The following is a 13,578-nucleotide window of genomic DNA, read 5'->3' on the forward strand; positions in this document are numbered from 1 at the left end:
TACTATTAAATCAACTGCATTTTTGTTATTACCTCTTTTAGCTGTTCTGCCTTTGAACGATGCAAAAACGGATTAGAATTTTTCGAATAATAAACAGGCATTTTAAGGATTTCATAGGATTTTGATGCCGTTATGTGAATTATTGCGTCAACGCTTTCACCTGCTGCTTCACAAGCACAAATAAGCAAATGAGGATTGTGCTGGTTTAATAAGGACTGGATTCTAATTTCAGATTCTTTTCGAGAATACGAATGATTTTCAAAAGCGATTACAGTTCCCTTAATTTCTAGTACTAATGTAAAATCGTTAGACGGCATTTCGTTCTCTTGCGAAGTAAACCGGTACTTATAAGTAGGGTAGGCGTCCATGAACAAATGAATCAATTGTACAATTGTTGTTGATTTTGAAGGTATTGCTTTATAAATTTCGTTTGTTATCCTCATCGTTTTCTGTTTTTACAATTGTATTTTAAAATGGATTTGATGGCAAAGGAATTTGGTTTACATTACTCTTGTTCTATGCTATCAGCCACTTTGCTAAATTAAATCATATAAAAATCTCCTATACTCGTAAAAACACCTGTTTTTTCAAGAACACAGTTATTTATTCGTTTTTAATTCTAAATTTGTCAAATACATTAACAATTAAAATTCAAAAAATTATGGGATTAACGAAAGAGCAGTCAACCATTTCATTGCAACAAGCACAAGATTGGATAGCAAGATGGAAAGAAGGAAGTCTAAAAGATTTGACAGCAATTACAATAAAAGCGTTTTTAATTCCTGGTATAGATGTAACAGAGGTTCTTGCTGAACAAGGAGTGCAAGATGTTAGGGCTTATATTGGGGTTGATAAAAATCACATCCCACACTTACTGATAGTTGGAGTTGATAAAAATGGAAATGACATGATAGACAATGATGAACTTGTAAATGTGAAAAACGGTTGGAATATATATGATTTTACCTTGCCTTGTCCGAGTACTTGCGATGTAAAAAGCCCTTTATATAGAGCATAGTTTATAATTATAAAATGTAAATTGAGACAGAAATTAATTAAACACTTCTAATTTTGATACTTAAAATTTTTGCTTATTTAGGGATGTTTATTTTAGCACTAAATTTTTTCCTTTTTCTAATGATTTTCTCTAAAAAGGAAAAGGCGTTTAAAATCTTTAGTATTTACCTAGTAGTTATGGTAATTATTCAAGCAATTTCCGCTGTATATCAAATATTAAGTATTAATAATATTTTTCTGTCTCATTATTATTTTATTTTTCAGTTTCTACTATTAAGTTACTTTTATTTACAAATTCTGACGATAGATTTTCAAAAGAAAGTAGTAAAACTTGTCATTCCTATATGTTTAACGGCTCTAGGAATACAATATTATTTTAATCCTGAATTGTATTTTAAATTCAATTTATTTGAAATTTTTATCACATCGTTCTCCATCATTATCTTTTCAATGTTTCATTTTTATAATATGTTGGGTGGAAAAAAGAACTATTATTATATCAGTATAGGTGTTTTTATTTATTTATTAGGTGGTACATTTCTGTTCATTACAGGAAATCTAATGAATTCATTGTACAAAATTTCTGGAAATTTGACATGGTTAATAAACAGTGTCCTGTATATTATTTGTCAAGTATGCTTTTTAATAGAATTCAAACAGATATATTCAAAGAAAAAAATTAAAATATGAGGGCTGAAACAACCACAGATATTGAAATAGTTTATACCGTTATATATACTGCCATTGCTTTTTTGTTAATGACAGTTGCGGTTTTAATCTTTGTCTATTATTCAAGAAAGAAAATAATTCAAAAAGAAATTGAAAAGAAAGATTTAGAAATTACCTATCAAAAATCAATGCTCAATGCCACTATCCTGGTACAAGAAAACGAGCGAAAACGAATTGCAAGAGACCTTCATGATGACATTAGTTCAAAATTAAGTATAATATCGTTGAACAGTCATTTACTGACTTCCAATAATTTATCCGATGAGGAGACCAAAGAAATCACTACAAATATCATAGATGTTACGGCAAAAGTTTTAGACAGCACCAGACGAATTGCACATGATTTATTACCGCCGATTCTCGAAGAATTTGGGCTTCATGCTGCTATTGAAGAGCTTTGTAGTGCTTTTACTAATGGAGATACAATTGCCATTTTATATAAAAATCCTGCAAATCAATCTTTTTTTGATAGCATTGAAGTTGAAAAACACCTACATATTTACAGAATTTTACAAGAGTTGATTAACAATTCAATCAGACACGGTAAAGCGACCCAAATTCAAATTACTTTTGCAACTATAGAAGAGGAAAAAAAATGTGTATATATTGATAACGGAATTGGGTTTGATACTGAGGAATTAAAAACAAGAAAAGGATTAGGCTTGAAAAACATTGAAAGCAGGGTCAATTTTGTAAATGGAACATTGAAAATTAGCAGTTCAATTGGAAAAGGAATTCATGTTGTTTTAAACTTTAAATAGATGAGCCGAAGTATAAAAATAGCAGTAGCTGATGATGAACTTCTCTTTAGGAAAGGAGTTGTTTTTATGTTGGAACGGGAAAAAGATATCGAAATCATTTTTGAAGCTTCAAACGGCGAAGAATTAGTCAATCATCTAATTGCAAATGAAAATAATCTTCCAGATGTAATTCTTATGGATTTAAAAATGCCTTTATTAAATGGGGTAGAAGCAACAAAAAAAATTCATAAATTATTTCCCTCTGTTAAAATAATTGCATTGACGAGCTATGATACCAAGCCCTTTATCTTGAATATGATTCATGAGGGTGCTTCGTCTTATTTAATTAAAAATGCATCTCCTATGGAAATGGTTAATACAATTAGAGAAGTAGCTTCGAAAGGGTTTTACTATAATGAGTTAATCATGAGCATCATTAAGGATGTTAAAAATTTTGGGACTAAGAAAACAAAAATTAGTTTTGAAGAAGATAGTTTAACTCTTCGCGAAAAGGAAATATTAGAACTAATATGTTTACAAAGGAATACGAATGAAATAGCAGAAGCTTTATTCATTAGTAATAGAACCGTCGAATTTCACAGAAATAATTTACTTTTAAAAACAGAATCAAAAAATGTTGCCGGATTGGTAGTTTATGCGATTCAAAATAAAATCGTTTCCATATTTAAAATGCCTTAAACTGATTTAATGCTCCATTTTTAAAGACAAATAGTTCGTCTGCTGAATTAATTGCAACCCATATCGCTACATTTATCGTATATTAATAAAAAAAACATGCGTTATTTCCTCCCTTTAATATGTTTCCTCTTGATTTTATCCAGCTGCAGTACTAAAAAATTTAAAAACATTACATACGAAAACTCCGTTCAAGGAAAACCATTACAACTCAATGTATTTGTACCTCGAAAAGCGAAAGTTGAAAAGATGCCTGTCTTACTATTTGTTCACGGAGGCAATTGGAATTCTGGAAACAAAAATATCTATGGCTTTTTTGGTCGGAACTTCGCAAAGAAAAATGTGATTACCGTGATTCCAAGTTATACTTTGAGTCCCGATGCGAATTACGACCAAATGACACAAGAAATTGCAAGTGCTATAAAATGGGTGGGAACTACAATTGAAAATTATGGTGGAAACGCTGAGAAACTATTTGTTACGGGACATTCAGCAGGCGGTCATTTAGTCGCATTGGCAACAATGAATCCTAAATATGGTGTCAAATCTGGAAGCGTTTCAGGAATAATTTTGAATGATGCTGCAGGCTTAGATATGAACCACTATTTAGAAAACTATCCACCCACTACAGAAAACGATTACTTGAGTACGTGGACAAATAATCCTGAAGAATGGAAAAAAGCATCGCCAATTAATTTTTTGAATAAGGAAATGCCGCCGTTTCTAATATATGTAGGAAAGAAAACCTATCCGTCGATAAAAGTTGCCAACGAGCGGTTTCTAAACGAAGTACGACTCTACCAAAAAGATGTAAATCCCATTATATTAAATAAAAGACACATTCCGATGATTTTGCAGTACTTCTGGCCATGGAATGACCGTATTGACGAAATCGTTGATTTTATTTCGAAAGTGACTAAGTAGTTTCGTCTTTTTTGCAACTAATTTGCTTGATTTTTGTAAGAAAATTAATAAGGTTTCAAAGATATCATTGTTTTAATTTTTGAAATACATTTTATTTTTCGAGACAAGGCAGTTATTTATTATTCTTTATTCAATCCTGTAAACTCGCGGTATTCTTTTCCTAGTGGTACTAAGCATTTTACGTCACGTTCGTTGATGTACCATTCCAAACAATAGCCGTGAGGATCAACTTCATGTTCTTTTAACAAAAGTTCAAAAGCATGACTGATGCTGTCTGGATGTTTTTGATATTCATTAATATAGAGAGTGTTATAGGGGCCGTTTTTGATGACAAAAGTTTCTAAACCGGGCATACTTTCACCTTCCATAATTTCGGCAGCGGCTTTGTAAATTATAATTCCGTTTTTGTCTGGCCAAGAAATTCCAAAGAAATCCCGACGGTCGTTTTTAGGTAATAAAGCTTGTAATTGTCGGTGTGCCTCTGCAATTCCTTCAGGAAAATAATCAGCAGTTACACAATAGGTTGCAACGTCTTTCTGAAAAGTATAATGTTCCATTGTTTTTTTAGTCAAATATAGTATAATTTGGACTTTATAATTTTTAATAAAATCCTAAATTTAGTGTGATTAAATAATGTAAAAAGTTTGTTGAATGGCTTTTTAGATTTTACGCAATACGAATTATATATTATAAATTTTTGCGTACAAATCTTTATAAATCTCCATCATTACTTTTCTCTTTAATTTCATGGTTGGAGTAAGTTGACCTCCATCTACCGTCCAGGCGTCTGCGGTAAGTTCAAAACGTTTTATTTGTTCCCAATGCCCAAATTTCTTATTAATTTCGTCTACTTCTTCTTGAAAACGCTTTAAAACGGCTTCATTTTTTATTAAGTCTTCATTGGTGTTAACTTTAACTCCTTTTTTCTTAGCCCATTTTTTAACAAAGTCAAAATCAGGTTGTATAAAAGCAGCCGGCATTTTTTCGCCATCGCCAATAACCATAATTTCACCAATAAATCGAGACTGCTTCATCGCATTTTCAATAAGTTGGGGTGCAATGTATTTTCCGCCCGAAGTTTTGAACATTTCTTTTTTACGGTCGGTAATTTTCAAGAAGCCTTCTGAATCAATTTCACCAATATCTCCCGTATGAAAATACCCGTCTTTGATTGCTTCGTCTGTTTTTTCTTGGTCTTTAAAGTAACCCATCATCACATTTGGACCTTTGCAAAGAATTTCTCCGTCTTCCGCAATTTTAACTTCAACATTATCGATTACTTTTCCTACAGTTCCGACTTTAAAACCGCGATTCCGCATGTCATTTACTGCAATAACGGGTGAAGTTTCTGTCAAACCATAGCCTTCCATCACGGGTATTTCAGCTGCTGCAAAAATCCGACTCAAGCGAGGTTGCAATGCGGCACTTCCTGAAACCATCAGACTCAAATTGCCTCCTAATCCTTCTTTCCATTTACTGAAAATAAGTTTTCGTGCCAAAGCCAATTGCTTTTCATACCACCAACCATTTTGCCCGTAAGGTTCGTATCGCAAACCTAAATCAATTGCCCAGAAAAATAATATTTTTTTGATGCCACTTAAATCGGCTCCTTTTGCATAAATTTTATCATACACTTTTTCAAGAAGACGCGGTACAGCGGTAATCACATGAGGCTTGGTTTCTTTAAGGTTATCACTTAATTTGTCAATGGATTCGGCAAAATAAATTCCCACACCATAATATTGGTACAAATAAACCACCATTCTTTCAAAAATATGACAAATAGGAAGGAAGCTTAAGGCTTTTGTTTTTCCGCCTTCAAAGGGGATTCTTTTTTCACTATTTAAAACATCTGAAACAATATTCTTGTGCGAAAGCATTACACCTTTGGGTCTTCCAGTAGTTCCAGAAGTATAAATTATAGTTGCCAAATCTTCTTCAGAAACGGCGTCTTTTGCTGTATCTACTTCGTTTTGGTTACTTTCGTCTTTACCTAATTCCAGAATTTCTTGCCAGTTTTTGCAGCCGCTAATATCTTCAAATGAAAATACTTCTTTTAATTTAGGCACATTTTTCCGAATGGCATTCACTTTTTCTAAAACGCCTTCGTCTGAAACAAAACAATATTCGGCTTCAGAATGATTTAGAATATAGTCGTAATCTTCTTCAGAAATCGTAGGATAAACAGGGACATTTTGAGCACCTATTTGCAAAATTCCAATATCGAGAATGTGCCATTCTGTGCGATTTGTACTTGAAATAACGGCTATTTTGGTGTCTTTTTTCACACCCATTCGCAACAATCCTCTTGAAAAGGTGTTGGCCAGTTTGAGGTATTCATCGGTTGAAGTTTTGACCCAAACTCCGTCTTTTTTGGTAACCAAAGCGTCGGGAATGTTGTGTTTTTGCTGTTGATGATACGGAAAATCAAATAATCGGGTGATGCTCGTCATTTTGTTCAAATTGAATTTTGTTGATGCAAATTAATTAATTAAAATTTCATTCACAATATTTAGTAGTAATATTAAATAATCCTTATGAAATATGTAGTTTTGTACTCTTTATTAAAGGAAAAATCAATTCAAGTTATGCAAAATATGTTTCGAGGAAACGAATATAAGGTATTGGGATATAGATTATTATTGGCGTATTTCTTTTACTTCTTTACAAGATTACTCTTTTTTATTTATAATTCGAGTTTATTGAAAATAGATAGTATGTATGAGTTTTTTAGACTCTATTATCATGGATTGGCCTTTGATACTACTGCTATTTTGTATTCAAACAGCCTATTTATAATTTTATCGGTCTTACCAGCGGTTATTAATACAAAAAGAAGCTACCAAAATATACTTTTCGCGGTTTACTTTCTTTCAAATATAACCATTTGGAGTAGCAATTTTATTGATTTAATTTACTACCGTTTTATCTTCTCTCGAACCACTTTTGCCGCTATGGATTCTTTGGAACACGAGTCGAATAAAATGGCACTTTTGGGTAGTTTTTTAATCAATTATTGGCATGTATTTGTACTGCTTTTTGCGTTCTCTGCATTATGGATTTATCTGTATAAAAAAGTAAAAGTTCGTCCCGAAGCTGCTCAAGTGAACGGTAAATATTTTATATTTTCAACAGTTATATTTTTGGCCATCGTAACCTTAGCGATTGGCGGTATTCGCGGTGATTTCAAGAAAAGCACGCGACCGATTAATTTGCTTGATGCCAATCGTTACGTAACGCATGTTTCTCAAGGAGATTTTGTTTTAAACACCCCTTTCGCAATCATTCGAACTTTAAACGTGAATACGTTCAAGAAAATGAATATGGTGTCTGAGAATGATATTCAAAAATACGTGCAGCCTATAAAAGAATATCACAATAATCCAGTTACGAAACCCAATGTAGTCGTGCTGATTTTAGAGAGTAACAGTCGGGAGTATTTTGGAAGTTTCAATAAAAACACCACTATTCATGATTTTAAAAGTTACACGCCTTTTGTAGATTCCTTGGCACAACACAGTTTGATTTTTACCAATGCCTATGCCAATGGGTTTAAGTCAATACATGGAATGTCGTCTATTTTAGCAGGTGTTCCTTCGTTCAAAGATGCCTACACTTCGTCAGCATTTGTCAAACAGAAAACACAATCCTTGGTTTCCGTTTTAAATGACGAAGGATACGACACCAGCTTTTTTCATGGTGCTCCAAACGGTTCGATGGGATTTTTAGGTTTTGCAAATATTTTAGGAATTCAGCATTATTATGGTAAAACAGATTATAATAATGATGCGGATTTTGATGGTGTTTGGGGAATTTGGGATGAGCCCTTTTTCCAGTATATGAAAACCGTCTTAGATAAAAAACCACAACCGTTCATGGCTACCTTATTTTCGGTTTCGTCACATGAACCCTATAAAATTCCTGAAAAATATGCAGGAAAATTTCCGAAAGGAGACATCAACATTCACGAAGGAATTGGTTACACCGATTTTGCTTTACGCAAATTTTTTGAAGCGGCTAAAAAGGAGCCGTGGTTTAAAAACACTATTTTTGTAATGGTTGCGGATCATTCCAATACGATTTTTTATGAAGAGTACCGCAAAGAATTTATGCGAAATACGGTTCCTATATTGTTTTACTCGGCAGACGAACGTTTTACGGGTGTAAACGACGATTGGGCTCAGCAAATTGATATTTATCCCACAATACTAGATATGATTGGATACCAAAAACCGTTTAGAAGTTGGGGTAGAAGTTTGGTGAATCCAAATGGAATGGAGCCTTTTGTAGTTAAATTTGGTTCGAATTTGTACCAATACATGAATGGCGACTACATTTGCACATTCGATGGAAAGAAAGCGGTGGGCTTTTATGCCAAAGACGACAAAGCGATGTTACACAATTTAATTACCAATCGAACGCCCGAGATGGACGTTATGGAAATAAAAGTGAAAGCTTTTGTGCAAGATTATATGAATCGAATTGTAGATAAAAAGCTGGATGGAAAACAATAAGTGGTACGGAAACGGAGGTTTTTATACCAAAATCTTATTTTCATGTTTCTTTTTGCCTACATGTTTCCAACGTTTATGCGTCCAAAAATAGTATTCTGGAGCTTCAAGAATTTGCTTTTCAACTTCCCGTAAAAATAAGGAAGTGATTTCGTAATCCTGGTAATCTCTAGGATTATCAACAAGCGGAACAATGGTGGCTTGATAAAAACCGCGTTTAACTTTTTTCACACGTGCAAAAACGATGTTCATGTCTAGTTTTTTGGCTAACATTTCGGCACCGGTATAAACGGGAACTTCCAATCCCATGAAATTGTCCCAGTACCTCGCTTTCATTAGTTGAGGCGATTGATCACTTGCAAATCCGTAAAAAGCCTTGATACCATTTGCCTCATTGTATTCCATTAACTCGACGGTTTTTTTGGTTTCAACCAATTCTGCTTTAAGTCGTGAACGAATATCTCGAATTAATTTGTCAAAATATTTATTGTTGATTTTTTTATAAATACCAATACTGCTGTAATTCATTTTTTTGGCAATATTAATCAGCCATTCCCAACTTGCATAATGAGCACACATGATGATTACACTTTTCCCTTTGCTTTCGTATTCTTTAATGAGTTCAAGATTGGTTAGCACAAACCGACGATTGATTTCTTTTTCAGAAATATTCATCGTCTTTATCATTTCAAGAAACATATCACACATGTGGGTGTAAAATTTTCGTTCAATATCAAGTCGTTCCTTTGTATTTAAATTTGGTAAGGTCAATGCAATATTTTTCCGTACGGTTTTCTTTCGATAACCAAAAACGTTGTAAACCCAAAAACAAACAAAATCAGAAAATATATATAATATGCGAAAAGGTAAAATTGAAATGAACCACAAGATGGGATACATCAAAATATAAGCAAGTAACTGCATAAAGAGGAATAATTTTTCTGCAAATATACTTCTATTTCTTCGTATTTAGGGTATTTATAACACCGCATGAATCCTATTTGTGTAAATTTGTGCTTCAAAAATAAATTTATGAGCACTATTTTAATTATCATTATCGCTGCAAATGTACTTTTTAGTTACAAAGGTTTTAATGATATTCTTTTTTTTAGAAAATATGATTTTCACATAGGTAGTATTAGAAATGGCGAACAAGTTAGAATGTTTTCTTCCGCTTTTCTGCATGCCGATATGGGACATTTGTTCTTTAATATGTTGACTTTGTATTTTTTCGCACCTGTAGTAGTAGCTCATTTAGGCGAAATATCATTTGCATTAATTTATATTTCAAGTCTGCTTTTTGGAAATTTACTGACTTTATATCTACATAAAAACGATTTGAATTACCGGGCCATCGGTGCCTCTGGAGCGGTTACGGGAATTTTATATTCTGCTATTTTATTGCAGCCGGATATGATGTTAGGCATCTTTTTCATCATTCCAATGCCGGCTTATTTATTTGGAATCATTTATTTGCTGTATTCTATTTACGGAATGCGAGCTAAAAACGATAACATCGGACATACAGCTCATTTTGGCGGAGCTATTGGCGGTTATCTATTTACGATAATCAAACAACCCGAAATGTTAACTGACAATACCTTTATGGTCGTTATTCTAGCGATTCCAATACTTATTCTATTCGTTATGGCTCGAATGGGAAAACTGTAATGGCACAAATTTTGACTTTAAGAAAATTACTAATCATAAAACCAATTCAAATGAAAAAGAATTTAATTATTGCCCTCACATTTTTTATGGCTTTAGGCCAAATCCATGCTCAAGATTCAAAATCCATGATTACGGTTGTTGGCGAAGGAAAGGTAAAGGTCGTTCCAGACCAAGTGAGTATCTCCATTTCTGTTGAATCTAATGGAACAAAAGCGGCTGATGTGAAAAAAGAAAACGATTCGAAAGTAGATGCTGTTTTGAAATACATCAAAAAAATGGGTATTGCTAAAGAGGATTTTCAAACCACTCGTGTTTCCTTAAATGATCAATATGATTATGAAAAGAAAAAACACAATTACTTCGCCGTCCAATCCATTCAAATTTTGATTAAAGATTTAGGGATGTACGACCAGTTGATGGCAGGATTAGTAGAATCGGGAACAAACAGAATTGGAAATATTAATTTTCAATCATCAAAAATTGAATCGCATAAATCGCAAGCACGAAAATTAGCAATTCAAAACGCAAAAGCAAAAGCACAAGATTATGTAGACGCGTTGGGCAATTTGAAATTACATTATGCTCATACAATTGTAGATAATTCACAGGACAATTATCCACAACCACGTTATGAAATGATGGCAATGAAAATGGCAGATGTTGCAGGAAATGAAACATTGGCTCCTGGAGAAATTGAAGTTACAGCCAATGTCTCTGTAAGTTTTCTGTTAGAGTATAAACCTTAAGTGAGACCATTATCTTATCACTTTTAAAGAAGAAGCCTTTCAGATTTAATTTTGAAAGGCTTCCTTATTATTACTTAAAATCAACAGATAGCGAATTCACGCAATAGCGTTGACGTGTTTGACTTGGACCATCGTCAAAAACGTGTCCTAAATGACTGCCACAATTGGCACATACAATTTCTGTGCGAATCATTCCATGCGTTGTATCTTTAATATATTCTACCTTTCCCGGAATAGATTCATCAAAAGAAGGCCAACCACAATGGGCGTCAAATTTTGAACTGCTTTCAAAAAGAGGTTCATTACAAGCGCCACAACAGTAGGTTCCTTTTTCAAAATGTACATTGTAGGTGCCAGAATGTGGAGCTTCAGTACCTTTTTGGCGTAAAACTCGGTACCGTTCAGCACCTAATTCCGCTTTCCATTGTTCTTCAGTTTTGTTTATTGGATAACTCATAATTGTTTATTTTTTAGCTGGAATAAATTTTATAGAAACGGAGTTGGTACAAAAACGTTCTCCGGTAGTTTCTTTTGGACCGTCTTCAAAAACATGTCCCAAATGACTTTGGCAGTTTGAACACAATACTTCCGTTCGAGTCATACCAAAGCTTGAATCATCTTTATAAATAACGGAGCCCTTAATTGCTCGGTCGAAAGAAGGCCAACCACAGTCTGAAACATATTTAGAATCAGAATTGAAAAGTGTTTGTTCACATGCTGCACAAACGTATTTTCCTTCTTCAAATGTGTTCCAATATTCACCGGTAAAGGCTCTTTCGGTACCTTTTTCGCGTAATACTTGATATTGTTCTGGAGTTAATTCTGCCTTCCATTCAGCTTCTGTTTTTTTAGAAACTTCACCTGATTTTGCTACCGTATTTCTTTCGGAAGCTTTCTTGGTTTGACCTTGACATGATGTCAATGTTAACAATAAGATGAATATGAATAGTATCTTTTTCATTTATTTTGAATTATTGATAAACTCAATTGTTTTTGCAATCACTTTTTCATCTCCTAATATTTTGCGATGCCCTAATTTTTTGGTAATAAATAAAGAGCCGTTTTTTAAATGTTCGTGAATGTGTATTGCTGCATTTAGAGGAACATCGGCGTCGTTTTCATCGTGAATTACTAAAACCGGAATGTTCACTTCCTTTGCAGATAAATACGCAGAAAAACTGTCCATGGTTTTATTGTATTTCTCTTCAAAATGTCGGGTTAGGAACAATCCATTTGCTTTTTTTAATTTTAACTTTGAAATAAATTCGTCGATAATATCTTTTACAACATCACCACTTCCAATAGTTACTAGACTTTTAAATGCGACACCATCTTTGATTGAATTAAATAATGCCATCCCTCCCAAAGAATGTCCAACGGCTGCTTCAAAAGGACCGAATTTTTTGTCAATTTCTTTTATCGATGCAATAAATTCGACCATAATCGATGAATTTCCAGCTGATTTCCCATGGGCTGGAGCGTCAAAACTCACAACGGAAAAACCATTTTCAACTAAAGTTTCTGCAATTTTAAACAATTGAGTTCCTCGACCGGACCAACCATGAACTAACAATACTTTTTTTGGACCGTTCCCTAATTCATAAACAACGATTTCTTTATTAATTTCTGGAACTTTCAATACCGACTGTTTCGAGTTTTTATCCATATTAAACTCACGATGCGGCATCTTATGCTTAATAGGAGTTGTGAATAATTTTGCAGCGAAACGAACAGCAAGTCTGGTAGAAAATTTTTCTAATATTCCAGCAGTTAAAATAATCAATTTCGGTACTTCTTGCGAGTTTTTAGAAGTTGATTTGCGTTTGGTCATGAATTCAATTTTTATGCAAGTTATTATTTTATTCAAAGAACTAGGGTTCACAATTTCATAAATTAACCATAAATAAAAAACTATGCAGGCATTTCTGTGTTTTCTAATTTAATTTGATAAATTTAAGGCATGAAAAAAGTGGAAGAGTTATCGATTTACCAAAAAGCGCTGGGAATTTGCAAATTAGTTGAAAGTTTGATGTTGGCTTTGCCAGAAGACGATGTTTTTTTAGTACAATCAAAAAGTTTGATGATGGAAGACGCCATAGTCATACCTGCGAAAATAGCGGGTGCTGAAGGAGGTGATTTATACAGTATTCGAATGCAAAATGCCGCCGTTATCCGATACCATGCTCTTCATCTTTATGCACAAATAGGGAGTTTACGGTTTCATACTAAATTTAAGGATTTAGAATATGTGACGTTAATCCGACAGGAATTAGAAGAATTTCGGTTACTTTTTATCGAGTGGATCGAATCATTTGACACTGAGAATCACCTTTGGGACGATTGGGGAATGTTCAATCCCGCAGGTGCAAATCCTCCAAATCAATATGATGATGATTACTCTGGGATGAATGATTTTTTAGATGATGACGAGTAAATATTCTTGGCACAAAAACAAACTGAATTAATCTTCAAAGTTATAATTTTCTCAAACTTAAAAAATCCAGGCACTTTTTTTTGTAAATTACTATTCATTAAAAGCACTTT

At 33.4% G+C, this 13,578-nt stretch carries 15 protein-coding genes; 8 read left to right on the forward strand and 7 right to left on the reverse strand.

What is annotated here, in order from left to right; all coding sequences use genetic code 11:
* Nucleotides 1-5: 5 nt before the first annotated feature.
* The gene (locus ACQ5J2_RS11820) at nucleotides 6-443 is read right to left on the reverse strand and encodes a hypothetical protein (RefSeq protein WP_432670675.1); all 438 of its coding nucleotides are present in this window, start codon (nucleotides 441-443) and stop codon (nucleotides 6-8) included.
* Nucleotides 444-661: 218 nt separating this feature from the next.
* Here ACQ5J2_RS11820 and ACQ5J2_RS11825 point away from each other — a divergent pair, with 218 nt between their 5' ends.
* From ACQ5J2_RS11825 to ACQ5J2_RS11840, 4 genes are all read left to right on the forward strand, one after another.
* On the forward strand, nucleotides 662-1,018 hold the full coding sequence (locus ACQ5J2_RS11825) for a hypothetical protein (RefSeq protein WP_432670676.1): 357 nt from the start codon (nucleotides 662-664) through the stop codon (nucleotides 1,016-1,018).
* Between the two features lie 685 nt (nucleotides 1,019-1,703).
* Complete coding sequence (locus ACQ5J2_RS11830) at nucleotides 1,704-2,507, forward strand: sensor histidine kinase (RefSeq protein WP_432670677.1); 804 nt, start codon at nucleotides 1,704-1,706, stop codon at nucleotides 2,505-2,507.
* Nucleotides 2,508-3,185, forward strand: a complete 678-nt coding sequence (locus ACQ5J2_RS11835; protein WP_432670678.1) for a response regulator — start codon at nucleotides 2,508-2,510, stop codon at nucleotides 3,183-3,185.
* A 96-nt stretch (nucleotides 3,186-3,281) separates the two neighbouring features.
* On the forward strand, nucleotides 3,282-4,106 hold the full coding sequence (locus ACQ5J2_RS11840; protein ID WP_432670679.1) for an alpha/beta hydrolase: 825 nt from the start codon (nucleotides 3,282-3,284) through the stop codon (nucleotides 4,104-4,106).
* 119 nt (nucleotides 4,107-4,225) lie between these two features.
* On the opposite strand, the gene ACQ5J2_RS11845 is transcribed toward ACQ5J2_RS11840, so the two are convergent.
* A complete protein-coding gene (locus tag ACQ5J2_RS11845) occupies nucleotides 4,226-4,663 on the reverse strand; it encodes a hypothetical protein (RefSeq protein WP_432670680.1) in 438 nt (145 codons plus the stop codon).
* Nucleotides 4,664-4,786: 123 nt separating this feature from the next.
* Nucleotides 4,787-6,559, reverse strand: a complete 1,773-nt coding sequence (locus ACQ5J2_RS11850; protein ID WP_432670681.1) for an AMP-dependent synthetase/ligase — start codon at nucleotides 6,557-6,559, stop codon at nucleotides 4,787-4,789.
* A gap of 84 nt (nucleotides 6,560-6,643) precedes the next feature.
* Here ACQ5J2_RS11850 and ACQ5J2_RS11855 point away from each other — a divergent pair, with 84 nt between their 5' ends.
* The gene (locus ACQ5J2_RS11855) at nucleotides 6,644-8,620 is read left to right on the forward strand and encodes an LTA synthase family protein (protein ID WP_432670682.1); all 1,977 of its coding nucleotides are present in this window, start codon (nucleotides 6,644-6,646) and stop codon (nucleotides 8,618-8,620) included.
* A gap of 21 nt (nucleotides 8,621-8,641) precedes the next feature.
* Here ACQ5J2_RS11855 and ACQ5J2_RS11860 read toward each other — a convergent pair whose 3' ends face one another.
* Complete coding sequence (locus tag ACQ5J2_RS11860; RefSeq protein ID WP_432670683.1) at nucleotides 8,642-9,541, reverse strand: lysophospholipid acyltransferase family protein; 900 nt, start codon at nucleotides 9,539-9,541, stop codon at nucleotides 8,642-8,644.
* A 108-nt stretch (nucleotides 9,542-9,649) separates the two neighbouring features.
* Between ACQ5J2_RS11860 and ACQ5J2_RS11865 the strand changes: the two genes are divergently transcribed.
* Nucleotides 9,650-10,288 carry a rhomboid family intramembrane serine protease gene (locus ACQ5J2_RS11865; RefSeq protein WP_432670684.1) on the forward strand — a complete coding sequence of 213 codons (639 nt, stop codon included), beginning with the start codon at nucleotides 9,650-9,652 and terminating at the stop codon, nucleotides 10,286-10,288.
* Nucleotides 10,289-10,338: 50 nt separating this feature from the next.
* Complete coding sequence (locus ACQ5J2_RS11870; RefSeq protein ID WP_432670685.1) at nucleotides 10,339-11,034, forward strand: SIMPL domain-containing protein; 696 nt, start codon at nucleotides 10,339-10,341, stop codon at nucleotides 11,032-11,034.
* A 70-nt stretch (nucleotides 11,035-11,104) separates the two neighbouring features.
* Here ACQ5J2_RS11870 and msrB (ACQ5J2_RS11875) read toward each other — a convergent pair whose 3' ends face one another.
* Genes msrB (ACQ5J2_RS11875) through ACQ5J2_RS11885 form a run of 3 tightly spaced genes read right to left on the reverse strand, consistent with a single transcriptional unit; the run spans nucleotide 11,105 to nucleotide 12,865 of the window.
* Complete coding sequence (gene msrB / locus ACQ5J2_RS11875) at nucleotides 11,105-11,491, reverse strand: peptide-methionine (R)-S-oxide reductase MsrB (RefSeq protein ID WP_432670686.1); 387 nt, start codon at nucleotides 11,489-11,491, stop codon at nucleotides 11,105-11,107.
* Nucleotides 11,492-11,497: 6 nt separating this feature from the next.
* Nucleotides 11,498-11,995 (reverse strand): peptide-methionine (R)-S-oxide reductase MsrB, encoded by a 498-nt coding sequence (gene msrB / locus ACQ5J2_RS11880; RefSeq protein WP_432670687.1) that lies wholly within the window; start codon nucleotides 11,993-11,995, stop codon nucleotides 11,498-11,500.
* On the reverse strand, nucleotides 11,996-12,865 hold the full coding sequence (locus ACQ5J2_RS11885; RefSeq protein WP_432670688.1) for an alpha/beta fold hydrolase: 870 nt from the start codon (nucleotides 12,863-12,865) through the stop codon (nucleotides 11,996-11,998).
* A gap of 129 nt (nucleotides 12,866-12,994) precedes the next feature.
* On the opposite strand from ACQ5J2_RS11885, the gene ACQ5J2_RS11890 reads away from it, so the two are divergent.
* The gene (locus ACQ5J2_RS11890; RefSeq protein WP_432670689.1) at nucleotides 12,995-13,468 is read left to right on the forward strand and encodes a hypothetical protein; all 474 of its coding nucleotides are present in this window, start codon (nucleotides 12,995-12,997) and stop codon (nucleotides 13,466-13,468) included.
* Nucleotides 13,469-13,578: the final 110 nt, after the last annotated feature.

The sequence above is a fragment of the Flavobacterium sp. SM2513 genome, from assembly GCF_050908145.1.
GTDB lineage: Bacteria > Bacteroidota > Bacteroidia > Flavobacteriales > Flavobacteriaceae > Flavobacterium.

What these genes read in the sequence shown, in the direction of transcription:
- ACQ5J2_RS11820 (WP_432670675.1), bottom strand. Translation starts at nt 443, where the DNA reads ATGAGGATAACAAACGAAATTTATAAAGCAATACCTTCAAAATCAACA.
- ACQ5J2_RS11825 (WP_432670676.1), top strand. Translation starts at nt 662, where the DNA reads ATGGGATTAACGAAAGAGCAGTCAACCATTTCATTGCAACAAGCACAA.
- ACQ5J2_RS11830 (WP_432670677.1), top strand. Translation starts at nt 1,704, where the DNA reads ATGAGGGCTGAAACAACCACAGATATTGAAATAGTTTATACCGTTATA.
- ACQ5J2_RS11835 (WP_432670678.1), top strand. Translation starts at nt 2,508, where the DNA reads ATGAGCCGAAGTATAAAAATAGCAGTAGCTGATGATGAACTTCTCTTT.
- ACQ5J2_RS11840 (WP_432670679.1), top strand. Translation starts at nt 3,282, where the DNA reads ATGCGTTATTTCCTCCCTTTAATATGTTTCCTCTTGATTTTATCCAGC.
- ACQ5J2_RS11845 (WP_432670680.1), bottom strand. Translation starts at nt 4,663, where the DNA reads ATGGAACATTATACTTTTCAGAAAGACGTTGCAACCTATTGTGTAACT.
- ACQ5J2_RS11850 (WP_432670681.1), bottom strand. Translation starts at nt 6,559, where the DNA reads ATGACGAGCATCACCCGATTATTTGATTTTCCGTATCATCAACAGCAA.
- ACQ5J2_RS11855 (WP_432670682.1), top strand. Translation starts at nt 6,644, where the DNA reads ATGAAATATGTAGTTTTGTACTCTTTATTAAAGGAAAAATCAATTCAA.
- ACQ5J2_RS11860 (WP_432670683.1), bottom strand. Translation starts at nt 9,541, where the DNA reads ATGCAGTTACTTGCTTATATTTTGATGTATCCCATCTTGTGGTTCATT.
- ACQ5J2_RS11865 (WP_432670684.1), top strand. Translation starts at nt 9,650, where the DNA reads ATGAGCACTATTTTAATTATCATTATCGCTGCAAATGTACTTTTTAGT.
- ACQ5J2_RS11870 (WP_432670685.1), top strand. Translation starts at nt 10,339, where the DNA reads ATGAAAAAGAATTTAATTATTGCCCTCACATTTTTTATGGCTTTAGGC.
- msrB (WP_432670686.1), bottom strand. Translation starts at nt 11,491, where the DNA reads ATGAGTTATCCAATAAACAAAACTGAAGAACAATGGAAAGCGGAATTA.
- msrB (WP_432670687.1), bottom strand. Translation starts at nt 11,995, where the DNA reads ATGAAAAAGATACTATTCATATTCATCTTATTGTTAACATTGACATCA.
- ACQ5J2_RS11885 (WP_432670688.1), bottom strand. Translation starts at nt 12,865, where the DNA reads ATGACCAAACGCAAATCAACTTCTAAAAACTCGCAAGAAGTACCGAAA.
- ACQ5J2_RS11890 (WP_432670689.1), top strand. Translation starts at nt 12,995, where the DNA reads ATGAAAAAAGTGGAAGAGTTATCGATTTACCAAAAAGCGCTGGGAATT.